The following is a 24,615-nucleotide window of genomic DNA, read 5'->3' as shown; positions in this document are numbered from 1 at the left end:
CCCGCGGACTAAACATGGTTTGGATAAGCATGGCTTATGCGTAAAGTGCTCGATGAGATTTCCCTGGACAGCCTGCGGGTGTTCGAATCGGCCGCCCGCCTGCTGAGCTTCACCGCGGCGGCCAACGAGCAGGGCAGCAGCCAGCCGGCCATCAGCCAGCAGATCAAGCGCCTGGAACAGCAGCTGGCGGTACGCCTGTTCGACCGCGTGCATCGCGGATTGGTGCTGACGGAAGCGGGCGAACTGTTGCTGCGTTACGTGCAGGAGGGCCTGCACAGCCTGGACAGCGGCCTGCAGGCGGTGGTCGCGCGGCAGCAGCATGAGGTGCTGCAGGTGGCCACCGATTTCGCCTTCGCCGCCTACTGGCTGATGCCGCGTCTGCAGCGCTTCCATCAGCTGCACCCGGAGGTGGACGTGAGCCTGGTGACCACCGAGCGCGACTTGGGCGGCAACCTGCCGGGCGAGATCGACGTGGCCATCAGTTTCGGCGACGGCCGCTGCAAGCACGGCGAGAGCCTGCTGCTGTTCGGCGAGGAAGTGTTTCCGGTGTGCAGTCCGCACCTGCTGCACGGCCGCGAGCCGGTGGACTCGGCGGCATTGTTGGCGCGCCTGCCACTGCTGCATCTGCGCCCGGAGGCGCGCGCCAACTGGTTTGCCTGGGATGGCGTATTCCGCGCCCTGGGCATTGTCGAGCCCCCTTCTGCCGGCGCCCTGCGCTTCGACAACTACACCTTGCTGATCCAGGCCGCCATCGCCGGCCAGGGCGTGGCCATCGGCTGGCGCTACCTGGTGGACGAGCTGTTGGCCCAGGGGCTGCTGGTGCGCATGCTGGATACCTCGATCCGCTCGGCCTATGGCTATTACGTGGTGATGCCCGAGCGCAAGCGGCGTGCGCGGCTGGTGCGCTGCTTCGTCGACTGGCTGCAGGACGAGCTGGCCAGCCTGCAGCGGCAGCCGCCGCGAGGTGGCTGGGCGGGTGTCGCGATCTAGCCGCAGGTCGGCGCATGCCATGCGCAGGCCGCATCCTAGGGCGCCGCGCCTGTAACTTCCCTATACTGCTGAGAGTTCCACCCTGCAGTCCTCCAGCCAACTGGTGAAGTGAACCGTGAAACTCCGATATTCGATTTTGGGCCTGCTGCTGAGCGCCGGCCTTGTTGTCTCGAACCTTCAGGCCGCGCCGGCCCAGCCGCAACAGGAACTTGCCGCGGGCAGCGCATTGCTGATCGACCTGAAGACCGGAAAGGAACTCTATTCCAGCAACCCCGACCTGCGTCTGCCGGTGGCTTCGGTGACCAAGCTGATGACCGCCATGGTGGTGCTCGATGCCAAGCTGCCGCTGGATGAGGTGCTGCCCATCACCATCCGCGACACCAAGGAGATGCAGGGCGTCTACTCGCGCGTACGCATCGGCAGCGAGATCAGCCGGCGCGACATGCTGCATCTGGCCCTGATGTCCTCGGAGAACCGCGCCGCCGCCAGCCTGGCCCACCACTATCCCGGTGGCCACGCGGCGTTCGTCGCGGCGATGAACGCCAAGGCCAAGGCGCTGGGCATGCACAACAGCCATTTCGTCGAGCCCACCGGCATGTCCGAGCGCAACGTCGCCACCGCCCGCGACCTGGCGCTGATGATCAAGGCCACCCAGCAGTACCCGCTGATCGGCCAGTTCAGCACCGACTCCGAGGCGACCGTCACCTTCCGCAAGCCGACCTATACCCTGGGCTTTCGCAACACCAACGCACTGGTGCGCAAGCCCGACTGGGACATCGGCATGAGCAAGACCGGCTTTACCAACGCCGCGGGGCGCTGCCTGGTGATGCTCACCTCGATGAACCAGCGTTCGGTGGCCTTCGTCGTGCTCGGTGCGTTCGGCAAGTACACCCATATGGCCGACGCCAACCGCCTCAAGCGCTGGATGGAGACCGGCAAGGTGACGCCGGTGCCGGCCGCCGCGCTCAGCTACAAGCAGCAGAAGCTGACCGAATGGAGCATGCAGGCCGCGCAGTGACCTGGCGCTGATACAAAAAGGGCGACTCGATGAGTCGCCCTTTTTCGTTGTGCTGTCGTGTGACCGGATGCAGTCCGGGCTACCGTCGGTTGTCGTCAGTCGTGGGGCGTCAGCCCGGGCGAGCCTAGTCGTTCGCTGAGAAAATCGAGAAAACAGGTGATGCGCGAGGCCAGCGCCGTATTGCGGTAGTACACCGCGTTGATGGGCTGGCGCACCTCCACGCGCTGCTCGGCCAGCACCTCCACCAGACGGCCGCTGGCGCGGTCGGCGTCGGTCATGAAGTCCGACAGACAGACCAGGCCCTGACCCGCCAGAGCCAGCTCACGCACGGTGTCGCCACTGGAAACGTGCAGGCTGGGTGTAATGCGCCAGCGCTCGCCGAGGGCATGGCGCAGCGGCCATTCATTGAGGCTGTCCGGTTCGGTGAAGCCGATCAGGCTGTGCCCGGCCAGCTCCTCGGTGCGCATCGGCTGGCCATGCCTGGCCAGGTACTCCGGGCTGGCCAGCACGCGACGGCGGCTATGGCATAGCGGGCGTGCATGCAGGCTGGAGTCGGGCAGATGGCCGATCCGGATGGCCAGGTCGGTACGCCGTTCCAGCAGATCGATGATGCGGTCATCGCTGTTCAGCTCCAGCTCGATCTGCGGATAAAGAGCGCGAAAATCGCCGATCAGCGGGACTATCACATGCAGCATGAAGGGCGAGGCGGTATTGATGCGCAGGCGTCCGGCCGGCGCCTGGCGGCGCACGGCCATCTGTTCCTCGGCCTCCTCGACGCTGTCGAGAATGCGCCGCGCCTGGACGAGAAACACCTCGCCCTCCTCGGTCAGTTCCAGACGTCGGGTGGTGCGGCGCAGCAGCGTCACCGCGAGCTTCTCCTCGAGACGACCGAGGGCGCGGCTGACGCCAGAGGCGGTCTGCTCCAGTTGCTCGGCCGCCGCGCTGATGGAGCCGCTGTCGACCACGCGAACGAACGCGAGCATTTCTTCCAGGCTGATCTTCATCGTTGATCTTCAGTCAAAAGTCTTTGCCATGTTCTCGGCTTTTTTCCGCAGGAGTCTGGCGCGGATACTGCTCCCCATCAACCCTGCTAGCCACGTCAGCAGGCGGCCTGGCCCTGGACCTGCAACTTTTTTGCGTGTGCTCGGGCCGAACCTTTCTGTCCCGGTCCGCTCTGGCGGTCGGCCACCTGTTCGTCATCAAGGAGATTGCCCATGAAATTCATCCCTGCCTTCGGCCTTGGCACCTTTCGCCTCAAGGATCAGGTCGCCATCGACTCGGTGCGCACCGGCCTGGAGCTGGGCTACCGGCATATCGACACGGCGCAGATCTACGGCAACGAGGCCGAGGTCGGCCAGGCCATCGCCGCCAGCAGCGTGGCGCGCGACGAGCTGTTCGTCACCACCAAGATCTGGACCGAGAACCTCGGCCCTGGCCGGGTGATCGCCAGCCTGCAGGAGAGCCTGCAACGCCTGGGCCTGGAGCGGGTCGACCTGTGCCTGATCCACTGGCCGTCGCCGGGTGACGAGATCCCCGTGGCGCAGTACCTGGGTGAGCTGCTGGAGGCCAAGCGCCAGGGACTGACCGCGGCCATCGGCGTGTCCAACTTCACCATCGCCCATCTGCAGCAGGCTATCGAGGCAGTGGGTGCCGACGAGATCGCCACCAACCAGGTCGAGATTCACCCGCTGCTGCAGAATCGCAAGCTGGTCGACTTCACCCGCCAGCAGGGTATCCACCTCACCGCCTACATGCCGCTGGCCTACGGCAAGGTGCTGGCCGAGCCGGAGATCCAGCGCATCGCCGCCGCCCATGGCGTCAGCCCGGCGCAGGTCGCCCTGGCCTGGTCGCTGCAACAGGGCTATGCGGTGATCCCCTCCTCGACCAAGCGCGAGAACCTGGCTGCCAATCTGGCGGCTGCCGAGTTGCGCCTCAGCACCGAAGACATGGCCGCCATCGCTACCCTGGAGCGCGGCGAGCGGGTGGCCAACCCGGGGTTTGCGCCGCGCTGGGATTGAGCCCCTGGGGGATGCGCCGCGCGCACCGGGGTATTCAGACGGCACACGCCATGGCGCCCCGGTACTGCGGAATAAAAAGCCCGCCACAAGGGCGGGCAAAGAGTCAGCCCAGAAGGCCGCGCATCAGAAAGTAGAGCAACGACGGGCCGAGCAGGCAGCCCAGGGCGGTGTAGAAGGCTGCGGTCAGGCAGCCGTAGGGCACCAGCTTGGGATCGGTAGCCGCCAGGCCGCCGGCCACGCCGCTGGAGGTGCCCATCAGACCTCCGAAGATCACCGCGCTGCGCGGGTTGTTCAGGCCGATATAGGGGGCGACGAAGGGCGTGGCCACCATCACCAGAATCGCCTTGATCAGGCCGGCGGCGATGGACAGCGCCATCACGTCGGAGCTGGCGCCCAACGCCGCGCCGGTCACCGGGCCGACGATATAGGTCACCGCTCCGGCGCCGATGGTGGTCAGGCTGACCACGTCGGTGTAGCCAAAGGCCATGGCCACCGCGACACCGGCCACGAAGGACGACAGCACACCGACGAACAGCGCCAGTACCCCGGCGAAACCGGCACGCTTGAGCTCCTCCACACTGACACCGAAAGCCGTGGCGACGATGGCGAAATCGCGCAGCATGGCGCCGCCCAGCAGGCCCAGGCCAGCGAACAACGGGATGTCCACCAGGCCCTTCTGCCCGCCGCTGTAGAGGCCACCGATATAGGACAGCAGCAGCCCAAGCAGAATGGCGATGGCCGAGCCGTGCAGGCGGCCCTTGGTGAATTTGTCGGACATCCAGTACGACACCCACATGGTGATGCCGATGATGGCGAAACCGCTGAGCATCCCGTAGCCGGAGATGACTTTCATCAAAGATTCGTACATGGCGGTCACCGCGGTGCTTTGGTCAGGGAGGGGGCCGTTTCGCTAGCGGACTTCTTTTGTCCGACGCGGCTCAGTACCGGCACCAGCACGAAAGCCAGGGCAACGGCGGCGGTGCCGGCGAGAATTGCCATCGGGCCGCCGCTGAGGGCGCCGTAAACGTTCTGCTGGGCGGCCATGGCGACCACGATGGGGATGTAGATGGCGCTCCAGAACTCCACGCCCTGTTCCGACTTGCCGGTGAACAGGCCGCGTTTGCTCAGGTAGCTGCCGAGGAAGATCAGCAGCAGCATGGCGATGCCGACACCGCCGACGTTGGCGGGTACGCCGATGAGTTTGCCCAGCAGCTCTCCGATGAAGATGCCTGCCAGGGTGCAGAACGCCAGAAAGGCGACACCGTAGATGATCATTGTCGTTGTCCTCGTTTGAAGTTGTTGTTCTTGTGCTTCGGTAAAGGCCACGCTCAGCGGTCGAGGCTTACCTCCTGACGCAACATGGCGTCGAGTGTATGCAGCCGCGCGCTCTCGAAGGCGATCACCTGGCCGGGTTCGAAGACGCGCCGGGCAAGCCCGGTCAGTACGCCGCCGGGTGGCAGTTCCAGATGCAGGCGCACGCCGCGTTCATAGGCGGTGACAAGCGTGGCCTGCCAGTCGACGACGCGGCTCATGTTGTAAGCCAGGTCGTCGCGCAGGGCCTCGGGGTCACGGATCAGACGCGCCGAGCTGCCGCTCAGGTAGCGCACCTGTGGCGCGCGCAAGTCGATGTGGGCAAAGGCGGCAGCCAGCTCGCGAGCGGGCTCATCGAGCAGCTCGCAGTGCGACGGCACGCTCATGGCCAGCCGTTTCGCGGCGCCCGCTCCCAGCGCGCGGGCACGCTCGGCGACCTTGGCCATGGCGGCATCGCTGCCGGCGATCACCAGCTGGGTTTCGGCGTTGATATTGGCCAGGTACACCGGGCCTTCGGCTTCGGCCAGCAGGCGCTCGATGCGGGCCTGGTCGAGACCGAGGATGGCGGTCATGCCGTAGCCATCGGGATAGGCACGCTGCATCAGCTCGCCACGCAGGGCGACCAGGCGCACGGCATCGGCAAACTCCAGCGCGCCGGCCACCACGGCGGCGGCATAGGCGCCGATGGACAGACCGGCAACATAATCCGGGCGATGGCCGCGCTCGCAGAGCAAACGCGCGGCGGCGACGCCGGCAATCAGCAGGCACAGCTGCACGGCGCGGGTATCTTGCAGCGCTTCGGCCGAATCGAGCAGACGCACGTCCTCACCCAGCACTTCGCCGGCCTGCTCGGTACAGGCCTGCACCACCGGTGCCTCGGGCAAGGCATGCAGCATGCCGGGCTGCTGCGCGCCCTGGCCGGGGAAGGCCCAGAGCGAACTCACGCCGCCACCTGCTGCAGATGCCAGGGGTCGCCGACCAGCAGCGGGCCGTTTTGCGTTTTCAACAGCACGCGCGGCGCCTCGCCGGCCCATTCGCGCAACGCCACAGCGCCGTGCGGGGTTTCCAGTTGCAGGTCGATACGACCCGGCGCTTGATCCAGCAGTGCGCACAATGTCTGCGCCTCGGCGCGCGAAAGCTGATGGGGCGCACGTAGCGACAGGTCGAGATCGCTGTCCGGGTGCGCGGCGCTGATGCCGCTGGCCAGCTCGAAGCCCAGGCTTCCGGTCACGCCCCAGGCCAGGCCCAGATCGTCGAGCCGCGGCGCCACCTGGTTCAGCGCCCGCAATGCCGGCCACTGCGGCTGAGCGTGGCTGCGCCAGTGCCCGGCCCGGGCCACCGCCTGCGGGCTGACCAGACGGCTGATCTCGCTCACGCGCATCCAGGTGGCATGCCGCTGTTCGCGCGCCATACCGCGGATACCGACCGCCACCCAACCGGACTCGGCCGGGGCACGGCGCACCACCACCGGCACATGCCCGCTCAGGGCGGCACTAGCCCAGCCCGGCGCCTCCTGTGGCAGGCGCTCGGGGCGCAGGCCCCAGAGCAGATCATGTGGACGGGGGTTGTGATACATCAAATGATCCTCGGCCGTAGGGTGCGCCGTGCGCACCGGGCTATAAGCAGATACCGCTGTGGTGCGCACGGCGCACCCTACGGCGGCGTTCATGTTCACCACTGCGCGCGCAGGGCCTCGCGCACCTTCGAGGAAGCCGCGCGATTCGCGGCGCCCAGGCGGTTGCGCAGATCGCGCGGGGCCTCGGCGATATCGGCCAATGCCCGGCTCAGGGCGTCCTGCACGCGGGCCAGGTCGGCGGCCGTCGGCTGCGTCACCTGCTCGATGTCGAGCACCTCCGCCAGCAGGCCCAGCGAGGCATAGCTGTCCAGGTCGTAGGCCATGGGCGGCACGCTGGCGGCCAGCGCTTCCAGCTCGTCGACGCTGCGCAGGGTGATGCGCGCGGCGGCGGCCTTGCCCATGGCGTGCACCATCACCCCGGCGTCGCGCAGGGCGATCAGGCGGTTGGCCTGGTAGCCGTGGGCGAGAAAGGCGCCGGACATGGCCTTGCCCACCAGCAAGCCGATCACCGCATGGCCGGCCAGACGAGCACGGGCATAGGCGTCCACCGCGCCGGCCAGCGCCTGATGGATGCCATAGGCTTCCTCGCGGCGGCCATAGGCCTGGCTCGGCACATCGACGATGGCGATCAGCGCGCGCTTGTGCGACTGATCGCGATCCGCTTCGATGGCCTCGTCCACGGCTTGGGCCAGGCCCCAGCCTTCGAGCAGGCCGACCTCGCCATTGCGGGCGCGGGGGAAGGAATTGTTGGCATCGGCGATCACCGCCAGATAGCGCACCGCCTGCCCCGCCAGCTCGCCATCGGCCACCCGCAGCGAGGCAGGCAGTCCGGGGATCGACTGAGCATCGCCGGCCAGGGCCTGGAACCAGTGCAGGCCGCGTTGTTCCTGTGCTGTTGTCATGTTCATGCTCCTTGGTAGGCGCTGCGCACGGCAGCGGCATCGGCCTGGACCGAGGTATCGACGGCGCGCAGGCGCTCGAGGAACCAGGCATGGCGCCGGCTGCGCTCAAGCTCAGGTTTGCCCTTGGCGAACAGGCCGTGCAGTTCGCTGCGAATGGCCTCGACGTCATCGGCCACGTAGCCGTCGACCAGGCCGCTGGCATGGCGCTGCTCGCCGCCGGTCAGGCTCCAGATAAAGGGACGGTCGCGCGAGTCGTATTCATCCAGCCCGGCTTCCTGTTCGATCACCTGCGGGCCGTTGAGGCCCAGGCGCGCCTCGCGGGTGACCAGCAGGTAGCTGCACAGCCCGGCGGCGATGGACATGCCGCCGAAGCAGCCAACCGGCCCGGCCACCAGCCCGATCACCGGCTGATACTGGCGCAATTCGACGATGGCGGCCTGGATCTCGGCGATGGCCGCCAGGCCCAGGTTGGCTTCCTGCAGGCGCACGCCGCCGGTTTCCAGCAGCAGCACGGCGCGGGTCGGTGTGCCGCCCTTGTTATCCTCGGCGGCCAGCTCCAGGGCGCCGGCGATCTTTGCCCCGCCCACTTCGCCAAGGCTGCCGCCCTGGAAGGCGCCTTCGATGGCGATGACTACCGCAGGCGCGCCGTCGATCAGCCCCTTGGCCACCACCACGCCGTCGTCGGCCTGGGGCACGATGCCCTGCTTGGGCAGCCAGGGCGACATCAGCCGGGCGAAGGGATCGAGCAGCTCGCGGAAGCTGCCGGCATCGAGCAATGCGCGGGCCCGCTCGCGGGCACCAAGTTCGGTGAAGCTGCGCTGCGCCAGCAGACGCTGGATGTTCTGCTCAGCCATGGCTCAGTTCCTCCAGGCCCTGTTCCAGGCGCAGGCGCACCACGCCGGGCGTGGCGCCGAAATCATGGATGGCGATGTTCAGCGCCGGCAGTTGCTGCTCGCGGAACATGCGTTCGAACAGCAGTTGCCAACGCGGCGCGCTGCCGTTGACCGAGGTGATCACTTCGATGGCCAGGGTGCCGGCCTGGCCGGGTTCGAGCATCACTTCCAGATCGCCGGAACCGACGCAGCCCACCAGCGCGCGGCCCTTGGCCGGCTGCCCGGCGGGGAATTGAAAAGACAGGGTTTCCATTTCACAGACTCCCAAGCTGCGCCGGCAGGCCATGCTGCAGGCGGTCGAGGAACAGGGTGGCGGCGAGCAGATCGGCAGCGCCGCCAGGCGAGGCACGCAGGTGCAGCATGTCGCGCTCCAGCTCGCGCAGGCAGCGACGCCCGTCGAGGCTGGCGCAACCGCCGGCGGCGAGCACCGCGCGGGCGCCGCTCTGCATGCGGGTCAGCCCGGCCACGCCGGCACGGTACAGCACGCAGGTGTCGGCCAGTTGGGTCATGATCGCCAGCAGCGCATCCAGGCGGGCGTTCTGCTCCCCGGCCCCAGCGGCGCGGCTGCGCGCCAGTTGCGGCAGCGCCTGCTGGATCACCGATGGAAAGCCCAGCTGCGCTTCCTCGCGGGCTCCATGCACGCCGTACAGGCGGCAGACCTGGGCGCCATGGCTGTCGCCAGTGACGGGCGCAGCCCGGTCATTGAGCAAGGCCAGGCGGGCGGCGCGCAGGGCGACCTGGGCGGGAGCCAGTTCGCTGACGTCCAGTGCGGCCGCGCTGCTGAGCAGCCCCAACGCCCAGATCGCACCGCGATGGGTGTTGACGCCGCCGGTGACGCGCAGCATCTCTCCCTCGCCCTCGCGGCCGATACGGCCCACCGCTTCACGCAGGTGCAGATCGATCTCGCCACGTTGTTGGGCAGCCTCGGCCATGGCCTTGAAGCTCGGCCACAGGGCCAGCGCCGAAGCGTGCATCAGGCCCAGGTGCAGGTCGGTGTGCGCACCGCTGCCACGGCGGTCGACCAGCCCCGGCTTGGGCGACAGGTCGGCCTCGTCAATCAGCGCGTCGACGGCCAGATCCGCCAGCCAGTCGCCTAAAGAGAGCTGTGGCTGAATTGCAGTGAGTGCATTCATCACCAGCTCCTGAACTTGGCGGGCGGGTTGTACAGGCCGCCCGACCACTCGACCAGCTCGGCGATGCTCTTGGCCGCGAGCAGTTCGCGGCTGGCATCGGTGCGGCGAATGCCGAGGTCTTCGGGCAGAGCGATCAGCCCTTCGCGGCGCATGCGTGCGGTCTCTTTCGGGTCGTGGCGCAGGCCGATGGCAGTCACCCCGGCCACCGCGGCGATCATCGCCTGGCGCTCTTCCAGGGTGCGCGCCTTGTACAGGTAGGCGATGCCCTCTTCCGTGAGCAGGTGAGTGACGTCATCGCCGTAGATCATGATCGGCGCCAGCGGCATGCCGGCCTTCTTCGCCACGTCGACGGCATCGAGCTGCTCGACGAAAGTGGGTTTGCCGCCTTCCTGGAAGGTTTCGACCATCTGCACCACCAGCTTCTTGCCGCGCTCGAGCAGGGTCACCGGGCCTTCGCCGCCAGGCGTCGCCATGTCCAGCCAGGCCGGCGTGCTATGGCGTCGGCCGCGCGGGTCGTGGCCCATGTTCGGCGCACCGCCGAAGCCGGCCAGGCGCCCACGGGTCACGGTGGAGGAATGACCATCGCCGTCCACCTGCAAGGTGGCGCCGATAAACAGGTCCACCGCGTACTGCCCGGCCAGTTGGCACATCATGCGGTTGGAACGCATGGAACCGTCGCGGCCGGTGAAGAACACGTCCGGGCGCTGGGCGATGTAGCCCTCCATACCCAGCTCGGTGCCGAAGCAGTGCACGCTCTCGACCCAACCGGTCTCGATGGCCGGGATCAGCGTCGGGTGCGGGTTGAGCGTCCAGTTGCGGCAGATCTTGCCCCTCAGGCCGAGGGACTCGCCGTAAGTGGGCAGAATCAGCTCGATGGCGGCGGTGTTGAAGCCGATGCCATGGTTGAGCGACTGCACCTGGTGTTTTTCGTAGATGCCGCGGATCGCCATCATCGCCATCAGCACGTGCACCGGCTTGATATGGCGCGGGTCGCGGGTAAACAGCGGCTCGATGTAGAACGACTTGTCGGCCACCACCACAAAGTCGACCCAGGAAGCGGGAATATCCACGCGCGGCAGCTCGTCGACGATCTCGTTGACCTGGAAGATCACGATGCCGTCACTGAACGCGGTGGGCTCGACCAGTGCCGGGGTGTCCTCGGTGCTCGGGCCGGTGTAGATGTTGCCGTGGCGGTCGGCCTGAAAACCGGCGACCAGCGCGACATTGGGAATCAGATCCACCAGCAGGCGCGAGTACAGCTCGATATAGGTATGGATGGCGCCGACTTCCATCTGCCCGTCTTCCAGCAGCTGGCCGATGCGCAGGCTCTGCGGCCCGGCGAAGGAGAAGTCGAGCTTGCGCGCGATGCCGCGTTCGAACAGATCGAGGTGCTCGGCGCGGCTGACGCTGGGCATGATCATGTGCAGGTCGTGCAGACGGCCGGGGTCGGTCTTGGCCAGCGAGCGGGAAAGGAAATCCGCCTGCTTCTGGTTGTTGCCTTCGAGCACCACGCGATCGCCGGGGGCGATCAGCGCTTCGAGGGCTGCCACGATCTTGTCGCCGGGCAGTACCACGCCATCGGCGAGGTGACGCACCTGATCGAGTCGCCGCGCCTTTTCCGCGCGACGGCGCGACCACTGCGGCGGTGGGGATATTGTTGTTGTCATCGATGACTCCACGAGTTCCGCTGTCGTGGAGGCACCTTAGGAGCGTGACCCTCGGGTCATCAATCAAGCAGGACGCGCAATCGTTACGCTCAGGTTAACGATTGCTCAAACACGGGCGTCGGCGGCATCGCCCCCCGAGGATCGGGAGGTCATGCTCGCCACTTCCAGGCGGTCACGCCCGCGCTGCTTGGCCTGATAGAGCAGCTTGTCGACGGCGTTGAGGAAATCCAGCGCCCGATCCTGCGCGCCCGGCACCATGGTGCCGACCCCAAGGCTGATGGTGAGCAGGGACGACACCGCAGAGCGTTCATGGGCGATGCGCTGCTGGCGCACCTGCTGGCGGCAGCGTTCGGCGATATGCCGGGCGGCGGCCTCGTCGGTTTCCGGCAGCACCAGCACGAACTCCTCGCCACCGAAGCGCCCGACGAAGTCCCGCGGGCGGCTGGCAGCGCGGGTCAGGGCCTGGCCGACGCTCTTCAGGCAGTCATCACCCTGAACATGGCCGTAATGATCGTTGTACTGCTTGAAGTGATCGATATCCAGCAGGATCAGCGACAGCGGCTGCTGGCTGCGCTGGGCACTGGCCCACTCGCTGGTGAGTACCCGGTCGAACATGCGCCGGTTGGCCACGCCGGTCAGGCCGTCCTGGTAGGAATACTCCTCCAGCTGCTTCTGCAGGGTCAGCAGCTGCTCCTCGGTCTTCTTGCGTTCGCTGATGTCGAACATGAAGCCGATCAGCGAGTCCACCTCGCCCTTGTCGTCGCGCACCACGTGCACCACGTCGCGAATCCACACGTAGTCGCCGGCGGCGGTCAGCGCGCGGTAGTCGGCCTCGTGGTCGACACCGTTCTGCGACTGCGACACGCAGAAGCCCACCACTCGCTCGCGATCCTCCGGGTGCATGCGCGCGGCCCAGTCCTCGGCGCTGACCCAGCTGGCCTGCGACCAGCCCAGCAGCGTCTCGATCTGCGGGCCGATGTAGGCAAAGGTCATGGTCTTCCAGTCGATCTTCCAGGGGATCGCCCGGGTCGATTCGAGCAGGGTCTTGTAGACCGCGCTGTCGGTTTCGATGGCTTGGTTCACGGGCAATCCTCCGGCGGCGGATACGGCTGCCCGTCCGTTATACACCAGGCCCGGCCACCGGCGGCAAGCGCCGCGAAGCGGCCGTCCTGCCTATCGGGATAACCGGCGGTTATGCCGCCGGGTCCCTGCCAGGGGGTTCTCCGGCCGGCGCGCAGCGCCGCTCTCACCTTTGGCTATGGGCATAAGGATTATTCAGAGGTCAGCCGGCCGATCCCGCCCTTAGCATGGCCGCGCACCTGTTCCCAGGCTGCACGCCCTGCGGCACCAGAACCGCAGGCGGACATCGAGCAGATATCAGGGGAGTACGGCATGACAACAACAACCCGCCTCGGCGCCCTGCGTCCGACGGTCTTGAGCCTGGCCCTCGGCCTGGCTCCCACGCTGCCGGCGCAGGCCGCCAGCTTCAACATCGGCGAGATCGAGGCGCGCTTCGACTCCTCGCTGTCGATAGGCGCCAGCTGGGCGATGGACGCACCGGACAAGCGCTTCATCGGCCGCGCCAACGGCGGCACGGCCTCGACCCGCACCAGCGACGACGGCCGCCTCAACTTCAAGCGCGGCGAGACCTTTTCGAAGATCTTCAAGGGCATCCACGACCTGCAGCTCAGCTATGGCGACAGCGGCCTGTTCCTGCGCGGCAAGTACTGGTACGACTTCGAGCTCAAGGACGAGAGCCGCCTGCTCTACGATATCGACGACAGCGGCCGCGACCGCGCCGCCAAGGCCTCGGGCAGCGAACTGCTGGACGCCTTCGTCTACCACAACTACCAGCTCGGCGAGCTGCCCGGCAGCGTGCGCGCCGGTCGCCAGGTGGTCAGCTGGGGCGAGAGCACCTTTATCGGCAACGGCATCAACGCCATCAACCCGGCCGACGTCGCCGCCTTCCGCCGCCCCGGTTCGGAGATCAAGGAAGGCCTGATCCCGGTGAACATGCTCTACCTGACCCAAGGCCTGAGCGAGAACCTGTCGATCGAAGCCTTCTACCAGCTGCAGTGGGAGAAGACCGTGCTGGACAACTGCGGCACCTTCTTCGGCGGCGACGTCGCGCCCCAGGGCTGCGACCTGGGCATGACCACCTTCGGCAGCGACTTTAACCGCGACCCGGCGGTGTACGGCTGGGTGCCACGCCTGGCGGATAAGGAGGCGCGCGACGGCGGCCAGTTCGGCGTGGCGCTGCGCTGGCTGGTGCCGGCGCTGAACGACACCGAGTTCGGCGTTTACGCGCTGAACTACCACAGCCGCACCCCGGAAAGCTCGTGGCGCACCGGCCAGCCAAGCTTCGCCGCGATCAGCGGCGCCCCCGGCCCGGCCAGCGCCCGCTACGGCCTGGAATACCCCGAGGACATCCGCCTCTACGGCCTCAGCTTCGCCACCAGCCTGGCCAACGGTACGGCGCTGTCGGGGGAGATCAGCCATCGGCCGAACATGCCGCTGGCGCTCAACGGCACCGAGGTGTCCACCGCCGCCAGCGTCGGCCAGCTGAACGACCTGCTCGGCCTCGACGGCCTGGCCATCTTCGACACTGGCTGGGCTGCCACCGCCCCGGGCAGCCGGGTACAGGGCTACAAGCGCATGCCCTTTACCCAGGCCCAGCTCAGCGCGGTGCAGGTGTTCGATCAGGTGCTGCGCGCCGACCGTCTGACCCTGGTCGGCGAAGTCGGCTTCAGCCATATCGGCGACCTGGGCCCCAGCGACGGCTCCGACCTGCGCTTCGGCCGCAGCAGCGTCTACGGCTACGGCGTGCTGCCGGACTCGGCCAGCGGCCTGGGCTTGAGCGGCAACCAGTTGTGCACCGCGCTGCTCAACAGTGCCAACCCGGACCAGTGCAGCGACAAGGGCTTCTACACCCAGAACTCCTGGGGCTACCGCCTGCGCGCCATGCTCGAGTTCAACAGCGCCATCGCCGGGGTCAACCTCAAGCCCAACCTGGCCTTCGCCCACGACGTCGAGGGCTACGGGCCGACCTTCACCGAGGGCAACCAGTCGCTCAGCATCGGCATCGACGCCGACTACCTGTCCAGGTACAGCGCCAGCCTGAGTTACACCGACTACTTCGGCGGCGACTTCAACACCAACACCGACCGCGACTTCGTCGCCCTGAGCTTTGGCGTCAGTTTCTGATGCCCGATAAGGAGCACGCCATGATTCACAAGCAGTTGATCCAGGCCGGTTGCCTGGGCCTGAGCCTGCTCGCCGCCCAGGTACTGGCGGCGGTGCCGGCCGACCAGCTCGCCCGCCTCGACGGCGACCTTACCCCGGTCGGCGCCGAGCGCGCCGGCAACGCCGACGGCAGCATCCCGGCCTGGACCGGCGGTATCGGCCAGGACGCCGGCCAGCGCGACGCCGACGGTTTCCTCAGCGATCCCTTCGCCGCCGACCAGCCGCTGTTCGTCATCACCGCGGCCAATGTCGAGCAGTACCGGGACAAGCTCACCCCCGGCCAGCTGGCGCTGTTCCAGCGCTATCCGGCCACCTACCGTATCCCGGTCTACCCGACCCGGCGCTCGGTCGCCCTGCCGCAGAGCTATCTCGATGCCACCCGCGCCAACGCCGCCGCCACCCGTCTGGCCGAAGGCGGCAACGGCCTGCTCGACTACCGCAGCGGCGGCCTGCCGTTCGCCATTCCGCAGAACGGCCTGGAGGTGATCTGGAACCATATCGGCCGCTACCGCAGCCTGAGCTTCCAGCGCCAGGTGGTGCAGGCCTCGCCGCAGGCCAACGGCGCCTACACCCCCAGCGTGATCCGTCAGCAGCTGGCCTACCCGGCCGGGCTGTCCGACTACGCGCCGCAGGAGATGGCCAACGTCCTCTACTACTACCGCGAGGAGTTCCTCTCCCCGGCGCGCCTGGCCGGCGGCGTGCTGCTAGTGCACGAGACCATCAACCAGGTCAAGGAACCGCGCATGGCCTGGCAGTACAACACCGGCCAGCGCCGCGTACGCCGCGCGCCGCAGATCGCCTACGACAGCCCCGGTGCCGAGGGCATGCGCACCATGGACGACCTCGATCTGTTCAACGGCTCGCCGGATCGCTTCGACTGGCAGCTGCTGGGCAAGAAGGAAATCTACATCCCCTACAACAGCTACAAGCTCGGCTCGCCCAAGCTCAAGTACGCCGACATCATCCAGCCCGGGCATATCAACCCCGAGCACACCCGCTACGAGCTGCACCGGGTCTGGCACGTCAGCGCCACGCTGAAGCCGGGACAGCGCCACGTCTACTCGCGACGTGACCTCTACATCGACGAGGACAGCTGGCAGGCCGCCCAGGCCGATGCCTACGACGGCCGCGGCCAGCTGTGGCGAGTGTCCGAGGGCCACGCCAGCTTCTTCTACGACCAGCAGAGCCCGCAGTACAACGCCGAGACCCACTACGACGTGCTGTCCGGACGCTATGCGGTCAACGCCCTGTACAACGAGGAGAAGCAGGCCTACCGCTTCGACCAGACCTTCAACCGCAAGCAGTTCACCCCCAGCGCCCTGCGCGCCAGCGGTATCCGCTGATCCACCGACCTTGCATCGCGCTAACCTCACGGCGGCTTCGGCCGCCGCTTTTTTATCCTCGCCGCGCGAGTTCCCCCATGGGGCGTTTTTTGCTTTAAATTCCGTCCGTTACCCTCACGTTAGCGCGGATATCCGATGAAACTGCACCAGCTGCGCGCCCTGCTCGCGATCTGCGAAAGTGGCAGCATCCAGGAGGCCTCACGCCTGCTGCATATCTCCCAGCCGGCCCTGTCCAAAGGCATCAAGGAGCTCGAGGCGGAGCTCGGCGTACCGCTGCTGGTGCGCTCCAACCGCGGCATCACCGTCACCGAATACGGCGAGCGTCTGGTGCGCCGCGCGCGCCTGATCCTCGAGGAGGTGCGCCGCGCCCGCGAGGAGATCGAGAGCCTCAAGGGCACCATGGACGGCAAGCTGGCCATCGGCGTGTCGCCGGTCACTCCCGGCGCCCAGTTCATCACCAGTCTCAATCGCTACCGCAAGCGCTACCCCAGGGTGCAGGTGCAGATCCACGAGCTGCGCCCGTCCAAGCTGATCGAGGGTCTGCGCGAGGGCCAGCTCGACCTGGTGCTGACGTCGCTGCCGGCCAGCCGTTGCAGCGACGGTTTCCACTGGACCGAGCTGTTCTCCCAACCGGCGGTACTGGCCGTGCGCAAGGGCCACCCGCTGGGTGGCGCGCGGTCGTTGCGCGAGCTGCTCGACGAGGAGTGGCTGCTGCAGGATTCGCTGGAGCTGTCCAAGGTCGGCGTGATGTTCGAGCAGCACCGCATCGAGCCGCCGCGGCGCATCATCGAGTGCGCCTCGGTGGTGCTGTTCTCCGAGCTGGCGCTGAATACCGACGCGGTCAGCTACTGGTCACGGCGGCTGCTCGACCACGTGCAGAAGCTCGGCCAGGAACTGCAGGTGCTCGACCTGCAGGAGCAGGTGCCGCCGATGAACATTTCCCTGGTCTGCCGCGACCAGGAGCTGATGACCCGCGAGGCCAAGACCCTGGCCGACGAGCTGGTCTACGCCTATACCAGCCCGCACGCGACCAGGCCGGTGAGCAGCGACGCCCCATAACCAGGGGCGATAAGCATGCGCAGAGGTGATTATTCAGCCTCGGCGCCCTGCGGCATGCTGCACAGCACTGGCCGCCACCTCGCCCGCTGCGCACGTGGCTCGCCCCCAGCCTGCCACGGAGCCCGCATGACCCAGCCCAACCCCTCGCGCCGGATTCTGGTGGTCGCCCTGCTGATGGCAGTGATGATCATCAGCGTGCTGGACAAGACCATCTTCGCCTTCGCCGGCCCGCAGATCATCGACGAGCTGCAGCTGTCGCCGGAGCAGTTTGGCTTCATCGGCAGCGCGTTCTTCTTCCTCTATTCGATTTCCGGGGTGCTGGTGGGGTTTCTCGCCAACCGCCTGCCGAGCCGCTGGATTCTCTCCGGCATGTCGCTGGTGTGGATGGCCGCGCAGCTGCTCACCGCGCTGGCGACCAGCTTCTACACCCTGGTCGCCAGCCGCCTGCTGCTCGGCGCCGGCTGCGGTCCGGGCACCGCGGTGACCCAGCACGCCTGCTTCAAGTGGTACGCACCGCGCGAGCGGGTGCTGCCGGCAGCACTGATTCAGGTGGCGATCATGCTCGGCGCCATCGCCGGCGCCCTGGCCCTGCCGCTGCTGATCGAGCGCCTGGGCTGGCGCGCCGGCTACCTGCTGCTGGCCGGCGTCGGCCTGCTCTGGCTGCTGCTGTGGCAGCTGTGCGGCCGCGAGGGCCAGTACGACGACGCCAATGACGACAGCGGCGGCGCCGCTCTGCCGTACCGCCACCTGCTGCTCAACCGCACCTTCGTCGGCATCACCCTGATCGCGTTCTGCAGCTACCTGCCCAACGCCCTGCTCTACAGCTGGCTGCCCACCTACCTGCAGAAGGGCCTGGGGCTGACGCCGATGCAGTCCGGCTACCTGGTGCTGTCCACCACCCTCGGCGTGATCGTCCTCAACCTGCTGGTTTCCAGCCTGTCGCAACGGGCCCTGCAACGCGGCGCCAGCGTGCGCGCGGCGATGGTCATGCCGCCGCTGCTGGCCTGCCTGGTCGCCGCCCTGGCCTTCGCCCTGATGGGCCTGAGCGCCACCGGCCTGGCCGCCACCCTGGGGCTGTTCCTCGTCGGCGGCATCCTGGTCAACCTGCTCTCGGCCTTCGGCTACAGCATCGTCGCCTACATAGTCCCGGCACGGCAGCGCGGCAGCATGCTGGCCATCCATATCGGTCTGCTGACCAGCGCCGGCATGCTCGCCCCGCACCTGGTCGGCCAGGCCATCGGCTGGCAGGGCGGCGACCTGGCCGCCGGCTTCGAGCTGGCCATCGGCCTGTTCGGCCTCGCCCTGCTGGCCAGCACCCTGCTCGGCCTGCTGCTGATCGACCCGGAGCGCAGCCGCCGCGACCTGGCCGCCCACGCCGACACCCCCGAAACCATCCCCGCGCCGGCCCCAAGCCAGGCCTGAGTCAGGAAGCCTCTGCCATGCAGCACCGCGTCCCCACCCCGCAGCAACGCCCCGAGTCCCTCGAACTGCAGCCGAACTGGCGCCAGGCCGAGGTGGAGGACGGCTTCTGCGTGGTCGCCGTCGGCGACATCATCATCACCCACGCCATCGCCGCGAAGCTGGCGCGCAAGTCCCCGGAACTGCTGCAGATCCTGCGCCGCGGCGACGTGCTGGTGGGCAACTACGAAGGCACCGCCATCGATCTGAACAGCTTCGCCGGCTACCCCGAGGCGCTATCCGGCTTCTCCTGGCTGATCAGCGACCCGGACGCCCCGGCGGACCTGGCCGAGCTTGGCTTCAACCTGCTGGCACGGGCCAACAACCACGCGCTGGACTGGGGCGTGGCCGGCATGCGCATGACCGACGCGCTGCTCGATGCCGCCGGCATCGCCCACGCCGGCACCGGCGACAGCCTGGCCGCCGCGCGGGCGCCGGCCTTCGTCAATACCGCCAAGGCGCGGGTGTCGCTGACCTCCTACGCCACCACCTTCGAGGCCAACGCCCCGGCTGCCGACGGCCTCGGCCAGGTGGCACCGCGGCCCGGCCTCAATCCGCTGCGCACCACGCCGCACCGCCTGGTCAGCGCCGAGGACTTCGCCGTGCTCAAGCGCCTCAACGCCCAGGAGGCCTACCAGGACCACTACCTGCTCAAGGCCCTGCACGGCGAACACAGCCTGCACCTGGGCATGGCCCTGCACTACCGCGTCGACCCCGAAGCCGCGCCGGGCAGCCTGCGCATCCACTACCAATGCGACCCGCGCGACCAGGCCGAGATCCTCCGCCACCAGCGCCAGGCCAAGCAGACCAGCGACTTCAGCATCGTCGCCCAGCACACCCATGAGCCGGACAACTTCACCGCCGCGGTACCCGACTACCTGCCGGCGCTGGCCCGCCAGCTGGTCGACAACGGCGCCGACATGCTCTGCGGCCACGGCCCGCATCAGCTGCGCGGCATCGAGATCTACGCCGGCAAGCCGCTGCTCTACTCGCTGGGCAACTTCTGCTTCATGGACAACAGCATGCAGATCGTCCCGGCGGACAAGTGGGAGAGCCGCGAGTGGCAGGCCGCCGAGGCGCTGATCGGGCCCAAGGGCATCACCAACCCGCGCCTGAGCACCCCGGCCGAGTTCCTCGAATGGAAGCGCGTGGCCGGTCTGTTCGGCGCGCCGATCTGGTTCGAAAGCGTGGTCGCCGAGTGCCGCTTCCGCGCCGACGGCCAGCTGCGCGAACTGCTGCTGCACCCCATCGAACTGGGCCATGGCGGACGCGACGCCGAACGCGGCATTCCGCGCCTGGCCTTCGACACGGCGGACAACCAGAACCAGGCGCGGCGCATCCTCGAGCGTCTGGCCGGGCTGTCTGCCGAGTTCGGCACGCGCATCGAGATAGAGACGGTGGAGTACGCCGGCCGGGCCAGCAGCCTGGGCCGCATCGTGCTCGACGCCTGACCCCGGCCGGTCGCCCAAAAGGCCACCAGCGCCGCACCACCACCCACTCGCCGTCGCCCGGCGCAGGCCAACCGCCAGCGCCATGGGCCCGGCCATGCCCGCCCACCCGCGCGGGCGCCCTACCACCGACACGGAATGCGCCATGAACCTGTCCTGTTTCGCTCAGAGCTACGCCGAAGCCCGGCAGAAATTTCTCGCCAGCTGCGCCCGCCGCGGCCTCGCCGTGGAGAGCCACGTCCACCCGCTGCCCGGCCGCGACGGCGAACAACTGGCCATCGACGTGGCCCGCCTCGGTGCCGCCGACGCCGCCAACCTGCTGGTGCTGAGCAGCGGCTGCCACGGCATCGAGGGTTTCTGCGGCTCGGCCATCCAGATCGACCGGCTCGACGACGACGCCTGGTTCGCCGCCTGCCAGCGCGGTGACCTGGCGCTGCTGTACATCCATGCGCTGAATCCCTACGGCTTTTCCTGGGAGCGCCGGGTGACCCAGGAAAACGTCGACCTCAACCGCAACTTCCAGGACTTCGCCGCGCCGCTGGCGGACAACCCCGACTACCGCGCGGTGGCCAAACTGCTGCTGCCCGAGCGCTGCCCGCCGACCCTGGCGAGCACCCTGGGGCTGTACGGCTACGCCCTGCGTTATGGGCGCAAGGCGCTGCAGGCGGCGATCTCGCGCGGCCAGCACGGCGACCCGCGCGGCCTGTTCTTCGCCGGCACCGAGCCGACCTGGAGCAACCGCCAGCTGCGCCAGATTCTTCGTCAGCACGGCCGCCAGTGCCGGCGCATCGGCTGGATCGACGTGCACACCGGGCTCGGCCCCAGCGGCTACGGCGAGCGCATCTACAAGGGCCGCCAGGAGCCCGCGGACATCGCCCGCGCCCGTCAGTGGTGGGGGCCGCAGGTGACCAACAGCGCCGAGGGCAACTCCGCCTCCAGCGAGCTCAACGGCACCCTCGACCTGGCGGTGCTGAATGAATGCGCCCAGGCCCAGTACAACGGCCTGACCCTGGAGTACGGCACCCAGCCGGGACTCAAGGTGCTCACCGCGCTGCGCGCCGAGCAGTGGCTGGAGAACCGCCCGGACACCGACGCCGCCACCCGCGCACGGATCAAGGCGCAGCTGCGCGCCGCCTTCTACGTCGAGACCGACGCCTGGAAACGCCAGGTGCTGGAACAGGCCCGCGAGGTGCTGGAGCTGACCCGCCAGGGCCTGGCCACGCCGTTGCGAGCCCTGCACCAGAGCGAGAGCCAGGCAATTGCCGAGCAATACTCGGGAATGCGCGCCCGTTCATAAAACCGGCCTTGTGCCAGCACCTTCCTTCCGCAAGAATGCGCGCTCTCTGTCGCTGACCGATTGGTCAGCGACAGCATGCCAACAATAACCGGGCATCGATCCGGTAGTCCCCGAAGGGGCGAGGCCGGCGCCATCTGCCAGGCCGAACCCTGCAAGCCATCCCGATTCGCATCCAGGCCCGCCAGTTTCGGCGCAGGCCTCGCTATGCGTTTTTCCGTAAAAAGGTGTGTCGATGTTCAAGACCTCTCTGGCGGCTGCCCTGGCCGCCCTGCTGTGTTCCGCACAGGCTCTGGCCGAGCCGATCCTGATCAAGTTCTCCCACGTGGTGGCCGAGGACACTCCCAAGGGCAAGGGCGCCCTGATGTTCAAGCGTCTGGCCGAGGAACGCCTGGCCGGCAAGGTGCAGGTGGAGGTGTATCCCAACTCCACGCTGTTCGGCGACGCCGACGAGCTGCAGGCGCTGCGCGACAACAAGGTGCAGCTGCTGGCGCCGTCGCTGTCGAAGTTCGAGCAGTACACCACCCAGCTGCAGGTGTTCGACCTGCCCTTCCTGTTCGATGACCTGGAGGCGGTCAAGCGCTTCCAGAAGCGCGAGAAGAGCCGCGAGCTGCTGCGTTCGATGGCCGGCCACAACATCTACGGCCTGGCCTACTGGAACAACGGCATGAAGCAGCTCTCGGCCACCCGCGCGCTGCAAACGCCCGCCGACGCCGCCGGGCTGGCGTTCCGCATCCAGCCGTCGGAGATCCTCGAGCAGCAGTTCGCCCGGGTCGGCGCCAGCAGCCTGCGCCTGCCGTTCGCCGAAACCCAGGCCGCGCTGCAGGCCGGGCGCGTGCAGGGCGCAGAGAACCCCTGGTCGAACATCGTCAGCCAGCAGCTGGGCGCGCTGCAGCCCTACGTCACCGAAACCGATCACGGTGTGCTGAGCTACATGCTGGTGAGCAACTCCAGCTTCTGGACCAGCATTCCCTATCCGATTCGCGTGCAGCTGGAGGCGATCGTCGATGAAGTCACCCTGGCGGTGAATCGCGAGGCCGAGGCACTCAACGCCCGTGATCGCCAGCGTCTGGTCGCGGCCGGCAATCAGGTCGTCAGTCTTAGCAGCGAGCAGCGCGCAGCCTGGCGTGCGGCGATGCAGCCGTTGTGGCAGGAGTACGAAGGCAAGATCGGCAGCGATGTGCTGCGTGCGGCGCAGACGGTCAACCGCCGCTGAGGCCGCACCCTGGGCTGCCGCCGCTCAGGCGCAGCCCGGACATAAAAAAGACCGCCAGCCGCAGGAGTGGACGCGGCTGACGGCCGGCAAGCTTCAGGACAGCAGGCTGACCACGCTGGAGCGGCTGATGTTGGCCTGGGCCACCACGGTCTGGGTCACCGCGGCGTAGCTGCTGGGGCTGCGGCGCATCAGGTTGAACACCTCGCCGGCGAAGTCGCGCGCCCATTCGCGTTCGTTCTGCTCGGCATGGCGGGCGAGAAACTCGCGGATCTCTTCCTGGCGATGGCTGAGCTGCTCGCGCAGCGCGCCGATCTTGTCCAGCGCCGCCACCACTTCGTCCAGTGCCCGGCGCAACTCGCGCGCGCCGTCCAGGCGGGCGGCATCGGGCAGGCGCAGCAACTGCTCTTCCTGACTGACCACGGGCGCCGCGGCCTTGGCCGCCAGCTTGCCCTCGCCCTGCACGCGCAGCTCGCCCTTGAGCTGCTGCCAGTCGCTTTCGCGGGCACTGAATTTCAGCGCACCGCCGTTATCCACCTCGGCGCGGATACCGGCCGGGCCGAGGCCGGCATTGAAGCGGCGGAGGATCTGCTGCTCGCTCAGGCCCTCGTCGAGCACCACCGCCAGCGGTTCGGCCAGCTTGCGCCCGGCGCTGAACAGCAGGGTCTCCTTGCCGGCCTGCTGGATGGCGGCCATGGATTCCAGGCCCTGCAGGCTGAAGCGGCTGCGCACCGGCTCGGTGAGGCGCAGCTTGAAGCTGGCATCCAGCGCCTCGCCGGAGCGCTGACCGCGTTCGGCGAGCAACTGGCGCACCTGCTCCAGCTCGCGCTTGAGACCTTCGCGTTCGCCGGCCTGGGCATTGCTCAACTCGCGGCTGAGGCTGAGCTTGAGCTGACCGAGGCGCCCGGCCAGTTCGCCGAGGTAGCTGTCGGCGGCCTGCATCGAGGTCAGCTGCTGGTTGAGCTGCAGGTTGAAGCTGGTGCTCTTGCCGCGCGGCTGCGCCGCGGGCTCGGCGGGCGCCTGCTTGCGATGGCGCTGTACCGCCTGCTCGCCCTGCACCGGGCGCCGCGTCTGCGGATCGAGGGCGGTGACGACCGGCAGCTGTTTGTCGACCTTGATCACGGGCGCCACTCCTTACAGCAGGCTGAACAACGACATCTCGTTGATTTTCAGGTAGGTCTTCTGCGTCGCGCCGAGGGCCAGCTGATAGTTGTTCAGATCGATGGTGGCGCCGGCGTAGTCCAGCTGCGACAGCTCGCCCTCGATCTTCTGGTTGACCAGCGAGACGTCCTCGTTGCTGTCCTTGAGCAGGCTCAGGGCATTCTGCCGACCGCCCAGCTCGGTGATCGAGCCGAGCACCCGGCCATGGGTGTCATCCAGCGCCCCGAGGGTGTCGACGATCTGCTGGCGTACGGCCGGGTCGCTGGCGTCCAGCGCCGGGTCGCGCAGCGTGTTGATCAGCCCGCGCAGCTGGTTGAGCATGTCCACGCCCGCGCCGAAGACGCTGGCCGCGGTGACGTTCTCGTCCACCAGCACGCCGTTGGCCACGGCGGCCTGACGGTGCTTGTCGTTACCGGTCAGGCTGTAGGTCTGGGTCGCCGCGTCGAAGCTCAGCGCCGGGGTGTCGCTGAGGGTGCCGGAGAACAGGTAGCGGCCTTCCTCATCGCGCACGTTGGCGAAGCTGAAGATGGTGTCCTCGATGATCGACAGTTCGCCGGCCATGGCCGCCAGGTCTTCGCTGGTGTTGGAGCCGTTGGCCGCCCACAGCAGCAGGTCGCGCACGTTGAGCATGGAGTCGGAGGTGGACTTGAGGTTGGCCTCCTGGGTCGACAGGCTGCCGGAGACGTTGGCGATGTTCTTGCGGAACTGCTCCAGGCTCGCCTCCTCGCGTTGCACCCGCAGCACCCGCACGCTGGCGATGGGATCGTCGGACGGCAGCAGGATGCGCTTGCCGGTGGCCATCTGCTGCATCAGCTTGCCCAACTCGGCGGAACTGGCGTTCATCGAGTTGTGCATCATCGAGGTGATCTGCGAGTTGGTGATGCGCAT

At 67.8% G+C, this 24,615-nt stretch carries 23 protein-coding genes; 10 read left to right on the top strand and 13 right to left on the bottom strand.

The features are described from left to right. Nucleotides 1-36: 36 nt before the first annotated feature. Both L1F06_RS01225 and pbpG read left to right on the top strand, forming a co-directional pair. Nucleotides 37-990: a choline sulfate utilization transcriptional regulator gene (locus L1F06_RS01225; protein ID WP_129483299.1), complete on the top strand. Its 954-nt coding sequence runs from the start codon at nucleotides 37-39 to the stop codon at nucleotides 988-990. 115 nt (nucleotides 991-1,105) lie between these two features. Then, nucleotides 1,106-2,008, top strand: coding sequence for a D-alanyl-D-alanine endopeptidase (pbpG, locus tag L1F06_RS01220; protein WP_036986992.1), 903 nt, complete (start codon nucleotides 1,106-1,108; stop codon nucleotides 2,006-2,008). A 95-nt stretch (nucleotides 2,009-2,103) separates the two neighbouring features. Here the strand turns inward: pbpG and L1F06_RS01215 are convergent, their stop codons facing one another. Next, on the bottom strand, nucleotides 2,104-3,012 hold the full coding sequence (locus L1F06_RS01215) for a LysR substrate-binding domain-containing protein (RefSeq protein ID WP_129483298.1): 909 nt from the start codon (nucleotides 3,010-3,012) through the stop codon (nucleotides 2,104-2,106). A 210-nt stretch (nucleotides 3,013-3,222) separates the two neighbouring features. Between L1F06_RS01215 and dkgB the strand changes: the two genes are divergently transcribed. Beyond that, on the top strand, nucleotides 3,223-4,026 hold the full coding sequence (gene dkgB, locus L1F06_RS01210; protein ID WP_011920413.1) for a 2,5-didehydrogluconate reductase DkgB: 804 nt from the start codon (nucleotides 3,223-3,225) through the stop codon (nucleotides 4,024-4,026). Nucleotides 4,027-4,129: 103 nt separating this feature from the next. On the opposite strand, the gene madM is transcribed toward dkgB, so the two are convergent. The 10 genes from madM to L1F06_RS01160 all read right to left on the bottom strand — a co-directional run bounded on the left by madM (nucleotide 4,130) and on the right by L1F06_RS01160 (nucleotide 12,591). After that, a complete protein-coding gene (gene madM, locus L1F06_RS01205) occupies nucleotides 4,130-4,894 on the bottom strand; it encodes a malonate transporter subunit MadM (protein ID WP_003242271.1) in 765 nt (254 codons plus the stop codon). A gap of 5 nt (nucleotides 4,895-4,899) precedes the next feature. Then, on the bottom strand, nucleotides 4,900-5,301 hold the full coding sequence (gene madL / locus L1F06_RS01200; RefSeq protein ID WP_003242268.1) for a malonate transporter subunit MadL: 402 nt from the start codon (nucleotides 5,299-5,301) through the stop codon (nucleotides 4,900-4,902). 53 nt (nucleotides 5,302-5,354) lie between these two features. After that, a complete protein-coding gene (gene mdcH / locus L1F06_RS01195) occupies nucleotides 5,355-6,281 on the bottom strand; it encodes a malonate decarboxylase subunit epsilon (RefSeq protein ID WP_129483297.1) in 927 nt (308 codons plus the stop codon). Beyond that, complete coding sequence (locus tag L1F06_RS01190; protein ID WP_129483296.1) at nucleotides 6,278-6,913, bottom strand: malonate decarboxylase holo-ACP synthase; 636 nt, start codon at nucleotides 6,911-6,913, stop codon at nucleotides 6,278-6,280. Before L1F06_RS01190 ends, mdcH begins: the two co-directional genes overlap by 4 nt. 95 nt (nucleotides 6,914-7,008) lie before the next feature. Then, the gene (gene mdcE / locus L1F06_RS01185) at nucleotides 7,009-7,815 is read right to left on the bottom strand and encodes a biotin-independent malonate decarboxylase subunit gamma (RefSeq protein WP_129483295.1); all 807 of its coding nucleotides are present in this window, start codon (nucleotides 7,813-7,815) and stop codon (nucleotides 7,009-7,011) included. 2 nt (nucleotides 7,816-7,817) lie between these two features. After that, a complete protein-coding gene (locus tag L1F06_RS01180; RefSeq protein ID WP_129483294.1) occupies nucleotides 7,818-8,669 on the bottom strand; it encodes a biotin-independent malonate decarboxylase subunit beta in 852 nt (283 codons plus the stop codon). Next, the gene (locus L1F06_RS01175; protein WP_129483293.1) at nucleotides 8,662-8,961 is read right to left on the bottom strand and encodes a malonate decarboxylase subunit delta; all 300 of its coding nucleotides are present in this window, start codon (nucleotides 8,959-8,961) and stop codon (nucleotides 8,662-8,664) included. Before L1F06_RS01175 ends, L1F06_RS01180 begins: the two co-directional genes overlap by 8 nt. 1 nt (nucleotide 8,962) lies before the next feature. Then, entirely contained in the window at nucleotides 8,963-9,841 is an 879-nt protein-coding gene (locus tag L1F06_RS01170) for a triphosphoribosyl-dephospho-CoA synthase (protein ID WP_129483292.1), read from the bottom strand. Then, nucleotides 9,841-11,508, bottom strand: a complete 1,668-nt coding sequence (mdcA, locus tag L1F06_RS01165) for a malonate decarboxylase subunit alpha (protein ID WP_129483291.1) — start codon at nucleotides 11,506-11,508, stop codon at nucleotides 9,841-9,843. The genes L1F06_RS01170 and mdcA overlap by 1 nt, the downstream gene beginning before the upstream one ends. Nucleotides 11,509-11,613: 105 nt before the next feature. Then, nucleotides 11,614-12,591: a GGDEF domain-containing protein gene (locus L1F06_RS01160; protein WP_129483290.1), complete on the bottom strand. Its 978-nt coding sequence runs from the start codon at nucleotides 12,589-12,591 to the stop codon at nucleotides 11,614-11,616. A 309-nt stretch (nucleotides 12,592-12,900) separates the two neighbouring features. On the opposite strand from L1F06_RS01160, the gene L1F06_RS01155 reads away from it, so the two are divergent. The 7 genes from L1F06_RS01155 to L1F06_RS01125 all read left to right on the top strand — a co-directional run bounded on the left by L1F06_RS01155 (nucleotide 12,901) and on the right by L1F06_RS01125 (nucleotide 22,569). Further along, nucleotides 12,901-14,712: a DUF1302 domain-containing protein gene (locus L1F06_RS01155; protein ID WP_096824954.1), complete on the top strand. Its 1,812-nt coding sequence runs from the start codon at nucleotides 12,901-12,903 to the stop codon at nucleotides 14,710-14,712. A 20-nt stretch (nucleotides 14,713-14,732) separates the two neighbouring features. After that, a complete protein-coding gene (locus L1F06_RS01150) occupies nucleotides 14,733-16,094 on the top strand; it encodes a DUF1329 domain-containing protein (protein WP_129483289.1) in 1,362 nt (453 codons plus the stop codon). 135 nt (nucleotides 16,095-16,229) lie between these two features. Continuing rightward, nucleotides 16,230-17,153 carry a LysR family transcriptional regulator gene (locus tag L1F06_RS01145; protein ID WP_003242247.1) on the top strand — a complete coding sequence of 308 codons (924 nt, stop codon included), beginning with the start codon at nucleotides 16,230-16,232 and terminating at the stop codon, nucleotides 17,151-17,153. Nucleotides 17,154-17,279: 126 nt separating this feature from the next. Continuing rightward, nucleotides 17,280-18,575 (top strand): MFS transporter, encoded by a 1,296-nt coding sequence (locus L1F06_RS01140; RefSeq protein WP_003242245.1) that lies wholly within the window; start codon nucleotides 17,280-17,282, stop codon nucleotides 18,573-18,575. 17 nt (nucleotides 18,576-18,592) lie between these two features. Beyond that, the gene (locus L1F06_RS01135; RefSeq protein ID WP_129483288.1) at nucleotides 18,593-20,062 is read left to right on the top strand and encodes a CapA family protein; all 1,470 of its coding nucleotides are present in this window, start codon (nucleotides 18,593-18,595) and stop codon (nucleotides 20,060-20,062) included. A gap of 142 nt (nucleotides 20,063-20,204) precedes the next feature. Next, nucleotides 20,205-21,356 (top strand): M14 family metallopeptidase, encoded by a 1,152-nt coding sequence (locus tag L1F06_RS01130; RefSeq protein WP_129483287.1) that lies wholly within the window; start codon nucleotides 20,205-20,207, stop codon nucleotides 21,354-21,356. Nucleotides 21,357-21,588: 232 nt separating this feature from the next. Continuing rightward, nucleotides 21,589-22,569, top strand: coding sequence for a DctP family TRAP transporter solute-binding subunit (locus L1F06_RS01125; RefSeq protein ID WP_129483286.1), 981 nt, complete (start codon nucleotides 21,589-21,591; stop codon nucleotides 22,567-22,569). Nucleotides 22,570-22,662: 93 nt separating this feature from the next. On the opposite strand, the gene L1F06_RS01120 is transcribed toward L1F06_RS01125, so the two are convergent. Continuing rightward, nucleotides 22,663-23,685 carry a hypothetical protein gene (locus L1F06_RS01120; protein WP_177491205.1) on the bottom strand — a complete coding sequence of 341 codons (1,023 nt, stop codon included), beginning with the start codon at nucleotides 23,683-23,685 and terminating at the stop codon, nucleotides 22,663-22,665. A gap of 15 nt (nucleotides 23,686-23,700) precedes the next feature. After that, a complete protein-coding gene (flgL, locus tag L1F06_RS01115; RefSeq protein ID WP_177491203.1) occupies nucleotides 23,701-24,615 on the bottom strand; it encodes a flagellar hook-associated protein FlgL in 915 nt (304 codons plus the stop codon).

Source organism: Pseudomonas hydrolytica, assembly GCF_021495345.1.
Classification (GTDB): Bacteria; Pseudomonadota; Gammaproteobacteria; order Pseudomonadales; family Pseudomonadaceae; genus Aquipseudomonas; species Aquipseudomonas hydrolytica.
This window is presented reverse-complemented; position numbering and strand designations above follow the sequence as displayed.